Annotated in this window: 18 protein-coding genes and 1 tRNA gene; 13 read left to right on the forward strand and 6 right to left on the reverse strand. The window is 74.3% G+C overall.

Annotated elements, in window-relative coordinates; translation table 11 throughout:
• Positions 1-5 precede the first annotated feature (5 nt).
• From OHA89_RS07105 to OHA89_RS07145, 9 genes are all read left to right on the forward strand, one after another.
• Positions 6-866 (forward strand): alpha/beta fold hydrolase, encoded by an 861-nt coding sequence (locus OHA89_RS07105; protein ID WP_406365687.1) that lies wholly within the window; start codon positions 6-8, stop codon positions 864-866.
• Complete coding sequence (locus OHA89_RS07110) at positions 863-2,026, forward strand: glycosyltransferase (RefSeq protein WP_266613628.1); 1,164 nt, start codon at positions 863-865, stop codon at positions 2,024-2,026. Before OHA89_RS07105 ends, OHA89_RS07110 begins: the two co-directional genes overlap by 4 nt.
• 151 nt (positions 2,027-2,177) lie before the next feature.
• Positions 2,178-3,056, forward strand: a complete 879-nt coding sequence (locus OHA89_RS07115) for a hypothetical protein (protein ID WP_406365688.1) — start codon at positions 2,178-2,180, stop codon at positions 3,054-3,056.
• Positions 2,969-3,892: a class I SAM-dependent methyltransferase gene (locus tag OHA89_RS07120; RefSeq protein ID WP_406365689.1), complete on the forward strand. Its 924-nt coding sequence runs from the start codon at positions 2,969-2,971 to the stop codon at positions 3,890-3,892. The genes OHA89_RS07115 and OHA89_RS07120 overlap by 88 nt, the downstream gene beginning before the upstream one ends.
• The gene (locus OHA89_RS07125; RefSeq protein ID WP_406365690.1) at positions 3,889-4,872 is read left to right on the forward strand and encodes a galactokinase; all 984 of its coding nucleotides are present in this window, start codon (positions 3,889-3,891) and stop codon (positions 4,870-4,872) included. The genes OHA89_RS07120 and OHA89_RS07125 overlap by 4 nt, the downstream gene beginning before the upstream one ends.
• A 53-nt stretch (positions 4,873-4,925) precedes the next feature.
• Entirely contained in the window at positions 4,926-6,197 is a 1,272-nt protein-coding gene (locus tag OHA89_RS07130; RefSeq protein WP_406365691.1) for an alkaline phosphatase family protein, read from the forward strand.
• 20 nt (positions 6,198-6,217) lie between these two features.
• Complete coding sequence (locus OHA89_RS07135; RefSeq protein ID WP_406365692.1) at positions 6,218-7,465, forward strand: MFS transporter; 1,248 nt, start codon at positions 6,218-6,220, stop codon at positions 7,463-7,465.
• A 10-nt stretch (positions 7,466-7,475) separates the two neighbouring features.
• On the forward strand, positions 7,476-8,399 hold the full coding sequence (locus OHA89_RS07140; protein ID WP_266613633.1) for an SDR family oxidoreductase: 924 nt from the start codon (positions 7,476-7,478) through the stop codon (positions 8,397-8,399).
• Positions 8,400-8,481: 82 nt separating this feature from the next.
• Positions 8,482-9,237, forward strand: a complete 756-nt coding sequence (locus OHA89_RS07145; protein ID WP_406365693.1) for a TetR/AcrR family transcriptional regulator — start codon at positions 8,482-8,484, stop codon at positions 9,235-9,237.
• Here OHA89_RS07145 and OHA89_RS07150 read toward each other — a convergent pair.
• Positions 9,224-10,279, reverse strand: a complete 1,056-nt coding sequence (locus OHA89_RS07150) for an enoyl-CoA hydratase/isomerase family protein (RefSeq protein ID WP_406365694.1) — start codon at positions 10,277-10,279, stop codon at positions 9,224-9,226. The two genes, OHA89_RS07145 and OHA89_RS07150, sit on opposite strands and share 14 nt — an antisense overlap.
• Before the next feature lie 36 nt (positions 10,280-10,315).
• Here OHA89_RS07150 and OHA89_RS07155 point away from each other — a divergent pair, with 36 nt between their 5' ends.
• Positions 10,316-10,879 (forward strand): dihydrofolate reductase family protein, encoded by a 564-nt coding sequence (locus OHA89_RS07155; RefSeq protein ID WP_406365695.1) that lies wholly within the window; start codon positions 10,316-10,318, stop codon positions 10,877-10,879.
• Positions 10,880-10,903: 24 nt separating this feature from the next.
• Here the strand turns inward: OHA89_RS07155 and OHA89_RS07160 are convergent, their stop codons facing one another.
• Entirely contained in the window at positions 10,904-11,467 is a 564-nt protein-coding gene (locus OHA89_RS07160; protein WP_266613640.1) for a DUF6434 domain-containing protein, read from the reverse strand.
• A gap of 74 nt (positions 11,468-11,541) precedes the next feature.
• Between OHA89_RS07160 and OHA89_RS07165 the strand changes: the two genes are divergently transcribed.
• Complete coding sequence (locus OHA89_RS07165) at positions 11,542-12,207, forward strand: hydrolase (protein ID WP_323186075.1); 666 nt, start codon at positions 11,542-11,544, stop codon at positions 12,205-12,207.
• Here the strand turns inward: OHA89_RS07165 and OHA89_RS07170 are convergent.
• A complete protein-coding gene (locus OHA89_RS07170; RefSeq protein WP_215148179.1) occupies positions 12,185-12,640 on the reverse strand; it encodes an ATP-binding protein in 456 nt (151 codons plus the stop codon). The two genes, OHA89_RS07165 and OHA89_RS07170, sit on opposite strands and share 23 nt — an antisense overlap.
• Before the next feature lie 71 nt (positions 12,641-12,711).
• The gene (locus tag OHA89_RS07175; RefSeq protein WP_266613643.1) at positions 12,712-13,083 is read right to left on the reverse strand and encodes an STAS domain-containing protein; all 372 of its coding nucleotides are present in this window, start codon (positions 13,081-13,083) and stop codon (positions 12,712-12,714) included.
• 132 nt (positions 13,084-13,215) lie between these two features.
• On the opposite strand from OHA89_RS07175, the gene OHA89_RS07180 reads away from it, so the two are divergent.
• Positions 13,216-13,395: a CsbD family protein gene (locus tag OHA89_RS07180; RefSeq protein WP_374199325.1), complete on the forward strand. Its 180-nt coding sequence runs from the start codon at positions 13,216-13,218 to the stop codon at positions 13,393-13,395.
• Between the two features lie 106 nt (positions 13,396-13,501).
• Here the strand turns inward: OHA89_RS07180 and OHA89_RS07185 are convergent.
• A tRNA-Pro gene (locus OHA89_RS07185) sits at positions 13,502-13,575 on the reverse strand.
• A 117-nt stretch (positions 13,576-13,692) separates the two neighbouring features.
• Between OHA89_RS07185 and OHA89_RS07190 the strand changes: the two genes are divergently transcribed.
• Positions 13,693-14,172 (forward strand): DUF309 domain-containing protein, encoded by a 480-nt coding sequence (locus OHA89_RS07190; protein WP_266613646.1) that lies wholly within the window; start codon positions 13,693-13,695, stop codon positions 14,170-14,172.
• Here the strand turns inward: OHA89_RS07190 and OHA89_RS07195 are convergent.
• Positions 14,152-14,544: a VOC family protein gene (locus tag OHA89_RS07195; RefSeq protein WP_257553291.1), complete on the reverse strand. Its 393-nt coding sequence runs from the start codon at positions 14,542-14,544 to the stop codon at positions 14,152-14,154. The genes OHA89_RS07190 and OHA89_RS07195 overlap by 21 nt on opposite strands.

Here is a 14,544-nt window from a genome sequence, read left to right on the forward strand (position 1 = left end):
CCGCCATGGCCTTCGTCCTCGCCAACTCGCTGCGCTTCCACGTCCAGCGGCTCCCGGCCACCGCGGAAGCCGCCCGCCCCGACCGGCCAGTCGTGGTCTTCCTGCACGGCCTGGCCGTCGACAACCTGTCCTCCTTCTACTGTCCGCTGGCGGTGCCGGTGGCCCGGGCCGGGCACGAGGCCGTCCTCTACGACCTGCGCGGCCACGGCCGCACCGAGCGCCCGGCCACCGGCTACGACAGCCGCACCGCCGTACGGGACCTCTTCGCGCTGCTCGGCGCGCTGGGTCTCGGGGACCGGCCGGTGCACCTGGTCGGCAACAGCTACGGGGGCACCCTCGCCCTGCACGCGGCGCTGGCCCGGCCCGATCTCGTCACGGGGCTGACCCTCCTCGAGCCCCCGCTCAGCGGGGCCTGGGTGGAGAACATGGTGGACACCCTGTCGGCCGCGGCGCTCGGCCTGGAGGACAGCCCCGTCCCCGCCGAACTGCGCACCCTGCGGCTGCGCAAGGCCGCCAATCTCACGGCGATCGCCGACGACCTGCTCAACCGCACCACCCTCATCGACGACATGGCGGCGGGCCGCACCTTCACCCCTGCCGACTACGCCCGGCTGCGCTGCCCCCTGCTGATCGTGTGCGGCGAGCACTCGGAACTGGTGGCGGGGGCACGGGAGCTGGCCCTGCACGCACCGCACGGTGTGCTGCGGATCCTGCCGGGTCTGGGACACGACGTGCTGAAGGAGACCAGCGGGGCGCTACGGGAAGCCGTGCTGGCGCATCTCGACGCCTCGGCCGGCCTGACGGCGACGGCGACGGCAACGGCGCGGGAGACGCGGGCCGCGCGGGTGGGAGCGCTGGTGCCATGAGGGTGCTGTTCACGGTTCCGCCGCTGGCGGGGCACGTCAATCCGACGGTGGCCGTCGGGGCCGAACTGGCCGCCCGGGGCCACGAGATCGCCTGGACCGGCCCCGCCGGGGCGCTGGCCGGGCTGTTGCCCGCGCGGGCCCGGATCCTGCCGGCAGGCGAGGAGGCGGGCGGCGGCTACACGGCGCTGCACGCCCGCTGGCGCGATCTGCGCGGGGTCGCCGCGCTGCGGTTCCTGTGGGAGGAGGCGCTGGTGCCGCTGGCGCGGGCGATGGTCCCGGGGGTGACCGACGCCGTCCGCGGCTTCGAGCCGGACGTGCTGGTCGCCGACCAGCAGGCCCTGGCCGGGCCGCTGGTCGCCGAGCGGCTCGGGATCCCCTGGGCGACGTCCGCCAGTACGTCGGCGGAACTCACCCGGCCGTTCGCGGACTTCCCGAAGGTCGGGGAGTGGGTCGCGGGGCAGATCCACGGGCTGCTCGGCGAGTTCGGGACGGTGGCCTCCGGTTGGGATCCACGGTTCTCCGAACGGCTGGTCCTGGTCTTCTCCACCCCGGAACTGGTCGGCCCGGCCGAGGAGTTCCCGCCGCACTACGCCTTCGTCGGACCCGCCTTCGGGGCCCGGCCGGCCGCTCCGGGATTCCCCTGGCAGCGGCTGGACCCGGCACGGCGGCGCGTGCTGGTGTCGCTGGGCACCCTCAACCAGGAGGCCGGCGGTCGGTTCTACGGGGCCGTGCTCGGCGCCGCCGAACGCCTCGCCGAGGACGTGCAGCTGGTGCTCGCGGCGCCCCCCGCGCTGATCGGTTCCGCGCCGGGGCACCTGCTGCTCCAGGAGCGCGTTCCGCAGCTGGAACTGCTGCCCCACCTGGACGCGGTGGTCTGCCACGGCGGCCACAACACCGTCTGCGAAGCCCTCGCCTTCGGGCTGCCGCTGGTGGTCGCGCCGATCCGCGACGACCAGCCGATCGTGGCCCGCCAGGTCGTGGACGCCGGGGCCGGGGTGCGGGTGCGGTTCGGCAGGACCCGGGCCGAGGAACTGCGTGACGCGCTCACGGCCGTGCTGGACGAGCCCGGCCACCGCCGGTCCGCCCGGCGGATCCAGGCCTCATTCGCCGCGGCGGGCGGAGCCGCCGCCGCGGCCGACCGGTTGGAGAAGCTGCTATGACGCCACCCCCGATCCCCCGGGTCCCGTGGACCTCGGTGGTGCTGCTGGCCGCGCTCGGTGCGGGCACCGTCCGGGCCGGCCGCCGGCTGCGGGCGGTGCCGGTGCTGCCGGCCGCCCCGCCCTCGGCGGCCGGGGTGCCGCGCGCCGCCGGGTGGCGGCTGCTCACCGCCCGGGGGTCGAGGCCGACGCGGCCACCTTCCTCGCCGCCTGTGCGCACGCCGAGCGGGAGGGGCTGCGGGTCCTGGACCTGCTGCCGGCGGATCTGGCCGCCGAGCGGGCCCTCGGGCTGATGCGCCTGGTCGACCCCGTCCGCTACCGCCGGGACCGGCTCGGCGAGGGGCGCGGCGCCGGGTTCGCCGTACTGGCCGCCGAGGAGGTCCTCGCGCGGGCCGGGGTGGATCCCGACGGGCCGCGCCCCGGCCCGGCGGAACTCCTCGCGCTCACCCGCCGTTTGAAGGAGTACGCCGCCGGGGCCACGGGCCTGGCGATCGCCCCCGCGCTGAGCTGCGGAGCGCCGCGCGAGGCGACCGGGCCCGCGCGCGCCGCCGAACTGCGGGCCCAGGGGCTGCCGCCGGGGGCGCTGGCCGCGGCCCAGCTCGCCGGGCTGGCCCTGCTGGCGGGCGTCGTCGTACGCCAGGGCCGGTGGGGCGCCGCCGCGGCCGGGCTGTACTGGCTGCAGCCGTACCTCGCCCTCGGGGGCCCGGCTCCCCGCTGCGCCCCGCCGATCTGGCCCGGGCCACCGCCGCCCGGCCGGTACGGTCCCTCGGCGCGGCCCTGCGTACGGCCGCCGCGGCCCGCCGGGGCCAGGGCGAGGAGCAGGACTCCGGCCGGGCGGCCGCCGGCTACCGGGCGGACCTGGCCGCGGGGACCGACCGCTTCTTCGAGGTGCGCCGCCCGGACTGCCCCTGGTGCGGGAGCGGGCGGCTCGCCGTCCGAATCCGGGTGCCCGACCTGCTCCAGGGCAAGCCCGGCCGGTTCACGCTGGAACGCTGCGAGGACTGCGGGCACGTCTTCCAGAACCCCCGGCTGAGCCCGGAGGGGCTGGAGTTCTACTACCGCGACTTCTACGACGGGCGGGGCGGCGAGGGCGCGGGCACGGTCTTCGGGCGGCTCGGTGCCGCGTACCGGGGGCGCGCCGAGATGCTCCGCGCGCACGTCGGCGGCAGCGGACCGGAGTCCTGGCTCGATGTGGGCACCGGGCACGGGCACTTCTGCAACGCGGCGCGCGAGGTCTGGCCGCGGACCCGGTTCGACGGGCTGGACATGGGCGACGGGGTCCTGGAGGCCGAGCGCCGCGGCTGGGTTGAGACCGGATACCTGGGCCAGTTCCCGGAGTTCTCCTCGAAGCTGGCGGGCCGGTACGAGGTGGTCAGCATGTACCACTACCTGGAGCACACCCGGGATCCGCTGGCCGAACTGGACGCGGCGGCCGCCGTCCTCGCCCCCGGCGGGTACCTGACCATCGAGGTGCCCGACCCGGAGTCCCGCATGGCCGGCCTCCTCGGACCGGCGTGGCTGCCCTGGTTCCAGCCGCAGCACCAGCACTTGGTCCCGGCCGCGAACCTGCGCGAGGCGCTGGCCGACCGGGGTTTCACCGTCCTCACCGAGGAGCACGGAGCGGCCCATCAGGGCAACGACTTCTTCGGCGCGGTGGCCCTGACCGCCTCGCGGCTGGCCCCGGATCCGGACCGGCCGTGGGGTCCCCCGGCCACGCCCCGCGCACGGGCCCTCGCCGGTGCCGTACGGGTGGCGGCGCTGCCGTGCTTCGCCGGCGCGGCGGTGCTCGACGCCCTGCGGTCGGTGGCCGCCCGGGTCACGGACGGCGGGAACGCCTACCGGATCCTGGCCTGCAAGGACCTCCCGTGACCCGCCCCGCGGGCCCGGCCGGCATCGCCGGACTCCACCTCACCGGATCCGGCCTCGCGGGACCGGCCGTCGCAGGACCGGCCGTCGCAGGGCTCGACATCGCCCGCCGGGCCACCGCCGATCCGCTCTTCCGCCTCGTCGCCTACGCCCTGGAGGCCGCGCACGGCCGCCCCCCGGCCGCCGTGTGGAGCGCCCCGTACGCCTTCCACCTCGGGTCCCCCAGGCTGGTCGCGGCGGCCGGCTGGCCGACGGCCGCCGCCGCGGCCCCGCGCACCGACGGCCTGGTGCGGCTCAGCTCGCTCGGACACCCCGCGGACGGCTGCGACCTGCCGCTGACCCTGTCCGGGCCGCCGCCCGCGGCCCCCGCCTGGGCGGTCCGGCCGTACTCCGTGCTGCGGGCGCTGGCCCGGGCCGGTTTCGGCCGCGGCGGGACGGATCTGCACGTGCAGGGCTCGCTCACGGCGGCCGCCGGGCTGGCGACGGCGGAGGCGGCCGACTGCGCGGTGGCCCTGGCGGTGGCCGACGTCCACACGGAGGCGGGCGAGCTGCCGGACCGCACGCACCTGGCCCGGCTGCTGGCCGCGGCGCTGCCGGACGGGGACGACACGCTGCGCCGGGCGGTGCTCTTCGCCCGGCCCGGCAAGGCCCTGCTGCTGGGCGCGGAGCCCCGGAAGCGGCATCGGTACGTCCCCTTCGACCCGGCGGCGTCCGGGTCGCGCCTGGTACTGGTGGCGGTCCGCGGCGAGGCCGCGGACCGCCCGGCGGAGCTGGCGCGGGCCGTGTCCTGCGCCCGCCGGGCCGGGGCACTGAGCGCCTGGCCGCCCGGCCGGGAGCCGGGGCGCAGTGCGCTGGTGCTGCTGCCCGAGGCACGACTGACGGCGGTGCGGGCCGCGGTCGCGGAGGACTTCCGCGACCGGGAGCGGCCCGTACCGCGCTTCCTGAACATCGCCGTGGCCGGCGCGGCCCGGCGCGAGGAATGACCACCCCAGCCACCCCAGCCCTGTCGACATCGCCGAATCAAGGAGGATCCCCCATGCCCACCCCCTCACCCAGGGCCGACGCGAGACGCCGGGCCCGATGGTCCGCGCTCGTGGCCGGACTCGGCACGCTCGGCCTGCTGGGCGCTTTCACCGTCGCCAACTCCCAGGCGGCGGAGAGCGGTTCCACGACCAAGGCGGTCGCGGCCGCGCTGCCCTCGTACGACCACGTGGTGGTCGTCGTGTACGAGAACAAGCAGTACGGGGAGATCATCGGCAGCGCGAACGCCCCGTACATCAACCAGCTGGCGAACGGCGGCGCGAGCCTGACCGGCATGAAGGCGCTGACCCACCCCAGCCAGCCCAACTACTTCAACCTCTTCTCGGGCGCCACGCAGGGCATCACCGGCGACGGTTGCTACACCCCGCAGTCGATGACGGCGCCCAACCTCGGCCAGGAGCTGATCGCGGCCGGGAAGACCTTCGCCACGTACAACGAGGACCTGCCGAGCGAGGGGTCCACGGCCTGTACGAACGGCCAGTACGCGCAGAAGCACAACCCGTGGTTCGCCTTCAAGAACGTGCCGCTGAACACCGGCAAGACCTGGTCGCAGTTCCCGCAGAACAACTTCGCGGCGCTGCCGAACCTGTCGTTCGTCGTGCCGAACCAGTGCAACGACATGCACTCGTGCTCGGTCGGCACCGGCGACACCTGGACGAAGAACAACATCGACGCCTACGCGCAGTGGGCGAAGGCCAACAACAGCCTGCTGGTGCTGACCTGGGACGAGGACAACTACCTGGGGTCGAACCAGATCGCCACGGTCTTCTACGGCGCGAACGTCAAGACGGGCAAGTACACCACCGCCTTCAACCACCACCATCTGCTGCGGACCTTCGAGGACCTCTTCGGCACGACGCACGCGGGCAACGCGGCCAACGTCCAGCCGATCAGCGAGGTGTTCGGCGGCTCGACGCCCACTCCCACTCCCACCCCCACGCCCACCCCGACACCGACACCGACGCCCACGCCGACCCCCACACCCACCCCGACCCCGACCGCGGGTGACCTGAAGCTGGCCGATCCGGGCCCGCAGACCTGCAAGTTCAACCAGTCCTGCACCATCCAGCTGAGCGCCACCGGCGGCAAGCCCCCGATCCGGTACGCGGCCACCGGCCTGCCCTGGGGCCTGACCGTAGACCCCGGCACCGGCCGGATCAGCGGCAAGCCGTGGGCCGCCGGCGCCCTCCAGATCACGGCCACCGCCACCGACTCCACGGGCGCGACCGTCACCGCCGGGTTCCCGCTCACCGTCAACTGGTTCTAGACACCCTCAGGGAGGCATCCGTGTACCTGTCGACCAGCCGGGCCGCGGACATGGCCGGGGACACCCCGGCCCGGAACGGCCCGCTGCGGGCCGTCCCCGGCACGGTGTTCGCGCTCGGCCTGGTCAGCCTGATCACGGACGTCTCGGCGGAGATGGTCACCGCCGTCCTGCCGCTGTACCTGATGGCCGGACTCGGCATGTCCCCGCTCGCCTTCGGCGCCCTGGACGGACTCCACCAGGGCGCCACGGCGCTGCTGCGCCTCGCGGGCGGCCGGATCGCGGACCGCACGCACCGCCGCAAACTCGTGGCGGGCTTCGGCTACGCGCTCTCCGCCGCGTGCAAGGCGGCCCTGCTCGCCGTCACCACCCCCTGGTCGGTGGCGGCGGTGCTCGCCGCCGACCGGACCGGCAAGGGCCTGCGCACCGCCCCGCGCGACGCGCTGATCTCGCTCTCCTGCCCACCCCAGGACCAGGGCCGCGCCTTCGGGGTGCACCGCGCGCTGGACACGGCGGGCGCACTGCTGGGGCCGCTGGCCGCGTTCGGGGTGCTGTGGGTGGTGGCGGACGGGTACGCGGCCGTGTTCACCGTGAGCTGCTGCATCGCGGTGCTGGGGGTGGTGGTGCTGGTCCTGTTCGTACGGGAGGCCCCCGCGCCCGCCCCGGCCACCAGTACCCCGCCGCCCCCCGTACGCACGCTCGTACGGATCCCCGGCCTTCGGAGGCTGTGCGCGACCGCCGCCCTGCTCGGCCTGTTCACCGTCGGCGACGCCTTCCTCTATCTGCTCCTCCAGCGCCGGCTCGAGCTGCCGGCCGCGTACTTCCCGCTGCTGCCCGTCGGCACGGCGGCGGTGTTCCTGCTGGCCGCGCTGCCCGCGGGCCGGGCCGCCGACCGGCTGGGCCGGCGCCGGGTGTTCCTCGGCGGGCACGTACTGCTGCTCGGCGCCTGTCTGCTGCTGCTGGCCCCGGTACCGGCCGGAGCCCCTCTCGTCCTCGGCGTCCTCTCACTCCTCGGCCTGTTCTACGCGGCCACCGACGGGGTGCTGATGGCGGCGGCCGGGCCGCTGCTCCCGGCCGGACTGCGCACCACCGGCCTCGCTGTGCTCCAGACGGCGCAGGCCCTGGCCCGGTTCGCCGGGTCGCTGCTGTTCGGCGCGGCCTGGACGCTGTGGGGGCCGGGCCCGGCCCTCGGCATGGCGGCCGGGGGGTTGCTGCTGTCGCTGGCGGCGGTCGCCGTGTTCGGCGGGCAGGAGCGGGGTGAGCCGTCATAGGGTCGGGCGCATGGCTGAAGCACAGCGCACACTCGAAGGCAAGGTCGCCCTGGTGGCCGGGGCGACGCGGGGCGCGGGCCGGGGCATCGCGGTCCAGCTGGGCGCGCAGGGCGCGACCGTGTACGTGTCGGGGCGCAGCTCCCGGAACGGACGCTCGGAGTACGACCGCCCGGAGACGATCGAGGAGACGGCCGAGCTGGTGACGGCGGCGGGCGGGCACGGCATCGCGGTGGTGGCCGACCACCTGGTGCCGGGCGAGGTCGAGGCCCTGGTGGGGCGGATCGACGTCGAGCAGGGGCGCCTCGACGTCCTGGTCAACGACATCTGGGGCGGGGAGCGGCTCTTCGAGTGGGACAGCACGGTCTGGGAGCACGATCTGGACAAGGGGCTGCGGCTGCTGCGGCTCGCGGTCGAGACCCATGCGGTCACCAGCCACTTCGCGCTGCCGCTGCTGCTGCGCCGGCCGGGCGGGCTGGTGGTGGAGATGACGGACGGCACCGCCGAGTACAACGCGACCAACTACCGGGTGTCGTTCTTCTACGACATCGCCAAGTCCGCGGTCCTGCGCATGGCGTTCGCGCTGGGGCATGAGGTGGGGCCGCGCGGTGCCACGGCGGTGGCGCTGACCCCGGGCTGGCTGCGCTCGGAGATGATGCTCGACAACTTCGGCGTGACGGAGGAGAACTGGCGGGACGCGCTGGCCAAGGTCCCGCACTTCGCCATCTCCGAGACCCCGTCGTATGTCGGCCGGGCGGTCGCGGCGCTCGCCGCGGACCCGGAGTCGGCGCGCTGGAACGGGCAGTCCCTGTCCAGCGGGCAGCTCGCAGGGGTCTACGGGTTCACGGACCTCGACGGCAGCCGCCCGGACTGCTGGCGGTACATGGTCGAGGTCCAGGACCCGGGCCGCCCGGCGGACACCACCGGCTACCGCTAGGCCCTCGCCAGGACGCCGTACGCATCCCATTCGGGCGTACGCAGGATGCGTACGGCGTTCGCAGGTGCGTTAGGCTGGGGCCATGTCAGCAGACGAGAAGCAGCAGAGCCCCGCCGCGCCCGCCGTCCCCTCCGTCTGGACGCGCCCGCGCCGGCCGAAGGAGCAGCAACCGGCACTCAGCCAGGCCCAGATCGTCGCCGCGGCCGTCAAGCTGCTGGACGCCGAGGGCATCGAGGCCCTGAGCATGCGCAAGCTGGGCACCGGCATGGGCGCCGCCGCCACCTCGCTGTACCGGCACGTGGCCAACAAGGACGAGCTCATCGAGCTGGTCGTGGACGAGGTCTACGGCGAGCTGGAGGTGCCGGAGGCCACGGACCCGGCGGGCTGGCGGGAGTCGGTCTCCCACAGCGGCCACAGCCTGCGCGCGATGACCCTGCGCCACCCGTGGGTGGCCTCGGTGCTCGGCCAGGTCGGCCTCGCCCACCTCGGACCCAACCTGATGCGCATGTCGGAGCGGATGCTCGCGCTCTTCCAGGCGGCCGGGTTCCCGGTGGGCGAGGCGGACCTCGCGATGAAGGCGGTCATCTCCTACGTAGTCGGCGCCACCACCAGCGAGGCCGCGTACCTCTCGCTGCTGGCGCGCAGCGGGCAGAGCGAGCAGGAGTGGCTGGAGAGCCTGCGCCCGGCCGCCGAACAGGCCCTCGCCAGCCACCCGTTGCTCACCGAGGGACAGTCGGCGCGGGAGAGCGGGGACCCGCGCCGGATGCGCGAGGGGAACTTCGACTACGGACTCCAGCGGGTCCTGGACGGCCTGGAGGCCCGGCTCAGCCGAAACTGAGGTCACCGCCGGCGAGCGGCGCGAAGTGCCCCTCCACGTCCGCGTCGGTCACGTCCGCCAGGGCGGGCGGCGACCAGCGCGGATCGCGGTCCTTGTCGACGACCTGGGCCCGGATGCCCTCCACCAGGTCGGGCGAGGCCAGGGCGTTGCACGAGACCCGGAACTCCTGGACCAGCACCTCCTCCAGCGAGCCGAGGGCGGTGGCCCGGCGCAGGGCCGCGAGGGTGACCTTCAGTGCGGTCGGGGACTTGGCCAGGATCGTCTCGGCGGCCTCCTTGGCGGCGGGGTCCCCGTCGGCGAGCAGCCGCTCGACGATCTCCTCGACGGTGCCGGCCGCGTAGCAGTGGTCGATCCAGGGCCGCCGGGCGGCGAGTTCACCGGGCGGGGGCGTGGCGGCGTACCGGGGCAGCACCTCGTGGGCGGGGGCCCCGGCGAGGGCGGCGGTCAGTTCCGGCAGCCGCCCGGCGGGGACGAAGTGGTCGGCGAGTCCGCAGAGCAACGCGTCGGCGGCGCCCACGGCGGCGCCGGTGAGGGCGAGATGGGTGCCGAGCCGGCCGGGCGCGCGGCCGAGCAGCCAGGTCCCGCCGACGTCGGGGACGAAGCCGATGCCGGTCTCGGGCATGGCGACGCGGGAGCGCTCGGTGACGACGCGGACGCCGCCGTGGGCCGAGACGCCGACGCCGCCGCCCATGACGATGCCGTCCATGAGGGCGACGTACGGCTTGGGGTAGCGGGCGATACGGGCGTTGAGGCGGTACTCGTCGCGCCAGAACTCGGCGGAGGCGGTGGTGCCGGCCTTGGCGTCGTCGTGGATGGCCCGGATGTCCCCGCCCGCGCACAGCCCGCGCTCCCCGGCGCCGCGGATCAGGACCTGGTGGACGGCGGGGTCCTCCTCCCAGGCGCCGAGGGCCTCGTCGATGCGCAGGACCATGGGGCGGGTGAGGGCGTTGAGGGCCCTGGGGCGGTTGAGGGTGACCACCGCAGTCCGGCCCTCGACGTGGAACAGGACGGTGTCATCGGCGTTGTCGTCTTCGGTCTTCACGCCGATCAGTATGTCCGCGGCGTAGGGTGGGCCGGTATGCGGAAGATCATCCTCATGTCGGGGGTGTCCCTTGACGGATACATCGAGGGTCCCGAGCGACAGATCGACTGGCACGTCGTCGACGACGAACTGCACCAGCACTTCAACGACGAGCTGCGCTCGATGGGCGGTTTCCTGAGCGGTCGCGTCACGCACGGGCTGATGGCCGACTTCTGGCCGACCGCCGACGCCGACCCGGCGAACGCCGGGCCCGTGGCCGAGTTCGCCGGCATCTGGCGCGACATGCCGAAGTACGTCTACTCGCGCACCCTGCAGCAGGCCGGCTGGAACACCACCATCGTGCGGGACGTCGTACCGGACGAGGTCGCCGCGCTGAAGGCGGCCCCCGGCGGCGACCTGATCCTGAGCGGGGCGGATCTCGCCGCCGCGTTCCTGCGCCACGACCTGGTGGACGCGTACCGGATCTACGTGCATCCGGTGCGGATCGGGCGCGGCAAGCCGCTGTTCCCGCCCGTCGACGGCGGCCCGGTGCCACTGCGCCTGGAGGACACCCGCAGGTTCGGCAACGGCGTCGTGCTGCTGAGCTACGGCCGCCCGTAGGCCGCCCCTGCCGGACGCGTGCGGTCAGTCGCGGGGGCGGGCCCGGTGGGCCTGCCAGGCGGCCAGGGCTTCGGCGCGGGTGCCGTCGGGACGGGCGGCGTGCCAGTCGCGCAGGAAGCGGTTGAACTCGAACTGGGCGCCGACCTCCTGGGGTTCGGCTGCCCGTGCGCGGGTGGCGTGCCAATGGGCCACCGCCTCGGCGAGGGTACGGCCCGCGCCCCGGGCCACGTAATCCCGCATGAAGGCGTCGAAGTGGAATCCCGGACCGATCTCCCGGACGAAGAACTCCCGGAGCAGCTGGCTGCACCGCTGCCCCGGCGGGATCACGGTGGCGCCGTCGACGGGTGCGGCGAGCTGGCGCCCGCTCCGGCGGGCGGCGGCGGCCGCGGGCGCAGCCGGTTCGGGCGGCAGGCCGTCGAGCGCGGCCGCGAGCCGGGCCGTGACGGCGGTCTTCCCGCCCCCGGCCGACAGGCCCATCTCCCGCGCCAGCGCGCTCAGCTCGGCCAGCGTCCAGTACCAGCGGCCCAGCTCCGCCCCGGTCAGCGCCGGGGTCAGGGCAGGCCGGGACTCCCCCTCATTCGCACTCATGTTCCCATTCTAGAGGTATCGATGATCTGTAAGTCCGCCTTGCAGGGTGGACTGATTGTCCGTATTTTCGGGCCGTGTCCCCTGCACCGCCACGGAACTGGCGCGCCGAGCGGATCCGGCCGCAGTCGGTGATGGCCACGGCCGCCGAAGGAGACCCCATGACCGCCGATCCGAACCGTCTCGCCCTCGGCCAGGACACCGCCCTCGTCCTCATCGACCTGCAGACCGGCATCCTGGGCCTGCCGACCGCCAGGCCTTCCGCCGAGATCCTGGGGCAGGGCATCGCGCTCGCCGAGGCGTTCCGCGCCCGCAAGCTGCCCGTGGTCCTGGTCAAGGTCGCCTGGTCGCCCGACAGCGGCGACCTGCCCACCGCCAATGTGGACCGCCCGGGCCCGGCCTCCGCCCCGCCGGCCGCGTTCTCGCAGATCCCGGCCGAGCTCGCCGCGCTCGGGGACGTGGTCGTCACCAAGCGCCACTGGGGTGCCTTCACCGGTACCGAGCTGGACCTCCAGCTGCGCCGGCGCGGCATCCACCGCATCGTCCTGGCCGGCATCTCCACCAGCGCCGGGGTCGAGTCCACCGCCCGTACGGCCTGGGAGCTCAGCTACGACCTGGTATTCGCCGAGGACGCCACCGCCGACCTGGACGCCGACTCCCACGCCCACACCTTCGGCAAGATCTTCCCGCGCATCGGCAAGGTCGCCAGCACCGAAGAGATCATCGCGGCCCTGGATTCCTGACCCCGGCGGGCGCGGCCACCTCCAGCCAGACGCACTTGCCGTCCGGCCCCGGCCGGGAACCCCAGGCGCGGGCCAGCCGGTTCATGATCAACAGTCCGTGCCCGCCGGGCTGCCCGGGCCTCGAACCCGGCCCCGTCCGCACGGGGACCGGCGGCGCCGGGTTCCCGTCGGTCACCTCGATGCGCAGCCGCTCGTCGTCGCAGTCCAGCAGCAGCGCTCCCGGCCCGCCACCGTGCAGGCAGGCGTTGGCCACCACCTCGGACACCAGCAGGAGCACGTCATCGGCCGCGTCCCGGTCCTCCTGGGTGGCGGCCGGAAGCCAGTGCCACGCGGCTAGTGCCCGGCGGGCGAAGTCGCGGCTGCGCGTCACGACATCGGTGGCCCCGTCCAGTACCAGGTACCAGGTCCGGTCGGGTGACCCCCGCTGCTCCATGACGCTCAGACTCCTCAGTGTCGACGTGCCGTAGCCGTACCCACCCACCCTGTGTCCGTGAGGCAGAGGCACTATCCTGGCGAACCACCCGTCCCGCTCAGCGCTTGCGCCACATCGGCGTACACCGGGAAGACCCCGTCGGCGCCGGTGATGTGGAACATGCGGGCGACGGAACCGCGCAGCCCGGTCAGCTCCACGCTGCCGCCGGCCTCCTGCGCCGTGAGCCTGCTGTGCAGCAGCACGTTCAGCCCGGTGGAATCGCAGAAACCCAGCTTCGTCAGGTCCACCAGCAGCCGGCCGCCCTGGGCGACCGCCTCGTCGAGGGCTTCGCGCAGGGGCTGGGCCGTGTCGTGGTCCAGCTCCCCCGCCAGCTCCAGGACGACGGCTCCGTCCACGGTCTGCACCGTGACGGTGAAGCGCTCATTGTCCGCTCCCGGAACCATCCGGCATCACCCTTCCGTCCTGTTCTTGCACCTTCCCAGAAGCCACGCGGATACGCCTCCGCCACCCACGCGCATGATGTGGTCCGAGCGGGGCAGGCGGGGCCTGGTAGCACTCCCGAAAGGATGCCCCTCATGGACAAGGAACAAGCCAAGGCCAAGGGCAAGCAGCTCAAGGGCAAGGCCAAGCAGTCGGCCGGAGACGCCACGGACAACCCGCGCCTGAAGGCCGAGGGCACGGCCGAGAAGATGACCGGCAAGGTCCAGGAGACCGCCGCGAAGGCCGCCGAGCGGATGAAGCGCGACAAGCACTGACGGACCGTTCGGTGCGCGGATCGGTCTCCCGTCCCTTCCCCGTGAACGACCGTGGGGCCGTTTCAGATTTCTCTGAAACGGCCCCACGACCTGCGACTTCGAAAAGTCGGGACGACAGGATTTGAACCTGCGACCCCTTGACCCCCAGTCAAGTGCGCTACCAAGCTGCGCCACGTCCCGATGTGCCTGCGAGTGTCTTTTGACCGGGTTTCCCCTGTCTCGGCGGCACATGCAGAACATTACCCCACGCCGAGGGGTGTGCATGCACCGGTAATCGGCGAGGGCGAAGATGAGGTGGTGAACGCACGGGATCGGGATGTCGAGGGGCGGGCGCGCAGTGCGCGGCCCAGGGACGGGTTGGGGCGGCCGTTGCCGTACGGGGCGGCCGGTGTGGAGCGGCAGCCCGAGGGCGTGGTGCGCTCACCCGGGGAGACGGTGGTGGAGGCGCAGCGGCTGCTGGACGCCGGGATGCCGTTCCACGCGCACGAGGTGTTCGAGGACGCCTGGAAGTCGGGGCCCGAGGAGGCGGCCCCGCTCTGGCGGGGGCTCGCGCAGCTCGCGGTCGGGCTGACGCACTCCGCGCGCGGGAACGCGGTCGGCGGGGCGCGGCTGCTGCGGCGCGGGGCCGCCGGGATCGCGGGGCTGGACGGGCGGCCGTACGGGGTCGACGTGCCGGGCCTGGTCCGGTGGGCCGGGGAGCTGGCCCACCGGGTGGACGGCGGCGCGGCCGTGGACGCCGCCGCCGAGGCGCCGCGGCTAGCCGGCCGGCTGGAGTAGGTCCCAGCGGTTTCCGTACAGGTCCTCGAAGACGGCCACGGAGCCGTACGCCTCGTGGCGCGGCTCCTCGAGGAAGTGGACGCCCTCGGCGGCCATCCGGGCGTGGTCGTGCGCGAAGTCGTCGGTGTAGAGGAAGAAGCCGACGCGGCCGCCGGTCTGGTCGCCGACGCGCAAGCGCTGGGCCTCGTCCTTGGCTCGGGCCAGCAGCAGCGCGGTCTCCTTGGCGCCGGGCGGGCGGACCACGACCCAGCGGGAGCCGTCCGGGCGGGCGGTGTCCTCGGCGAGGTCGAAGCCGAGGGCACGGGTGTAGAAGTCGATCGCCTCGTCGTAGTCGTGGACCAGGAGGGCGGTGAGGGCGATGTGAGAGGGCAT

The organism is Streptomyces sp. NBC_01546, from assembly GCF_045208355.1.
In the GTDB taxonomy this organism is placed as follows: domain Bacteria; phylum Actinomycetota; class Actinomycetes; order Streptomycetales; family Streptomycetaceae; genus Streptomyces.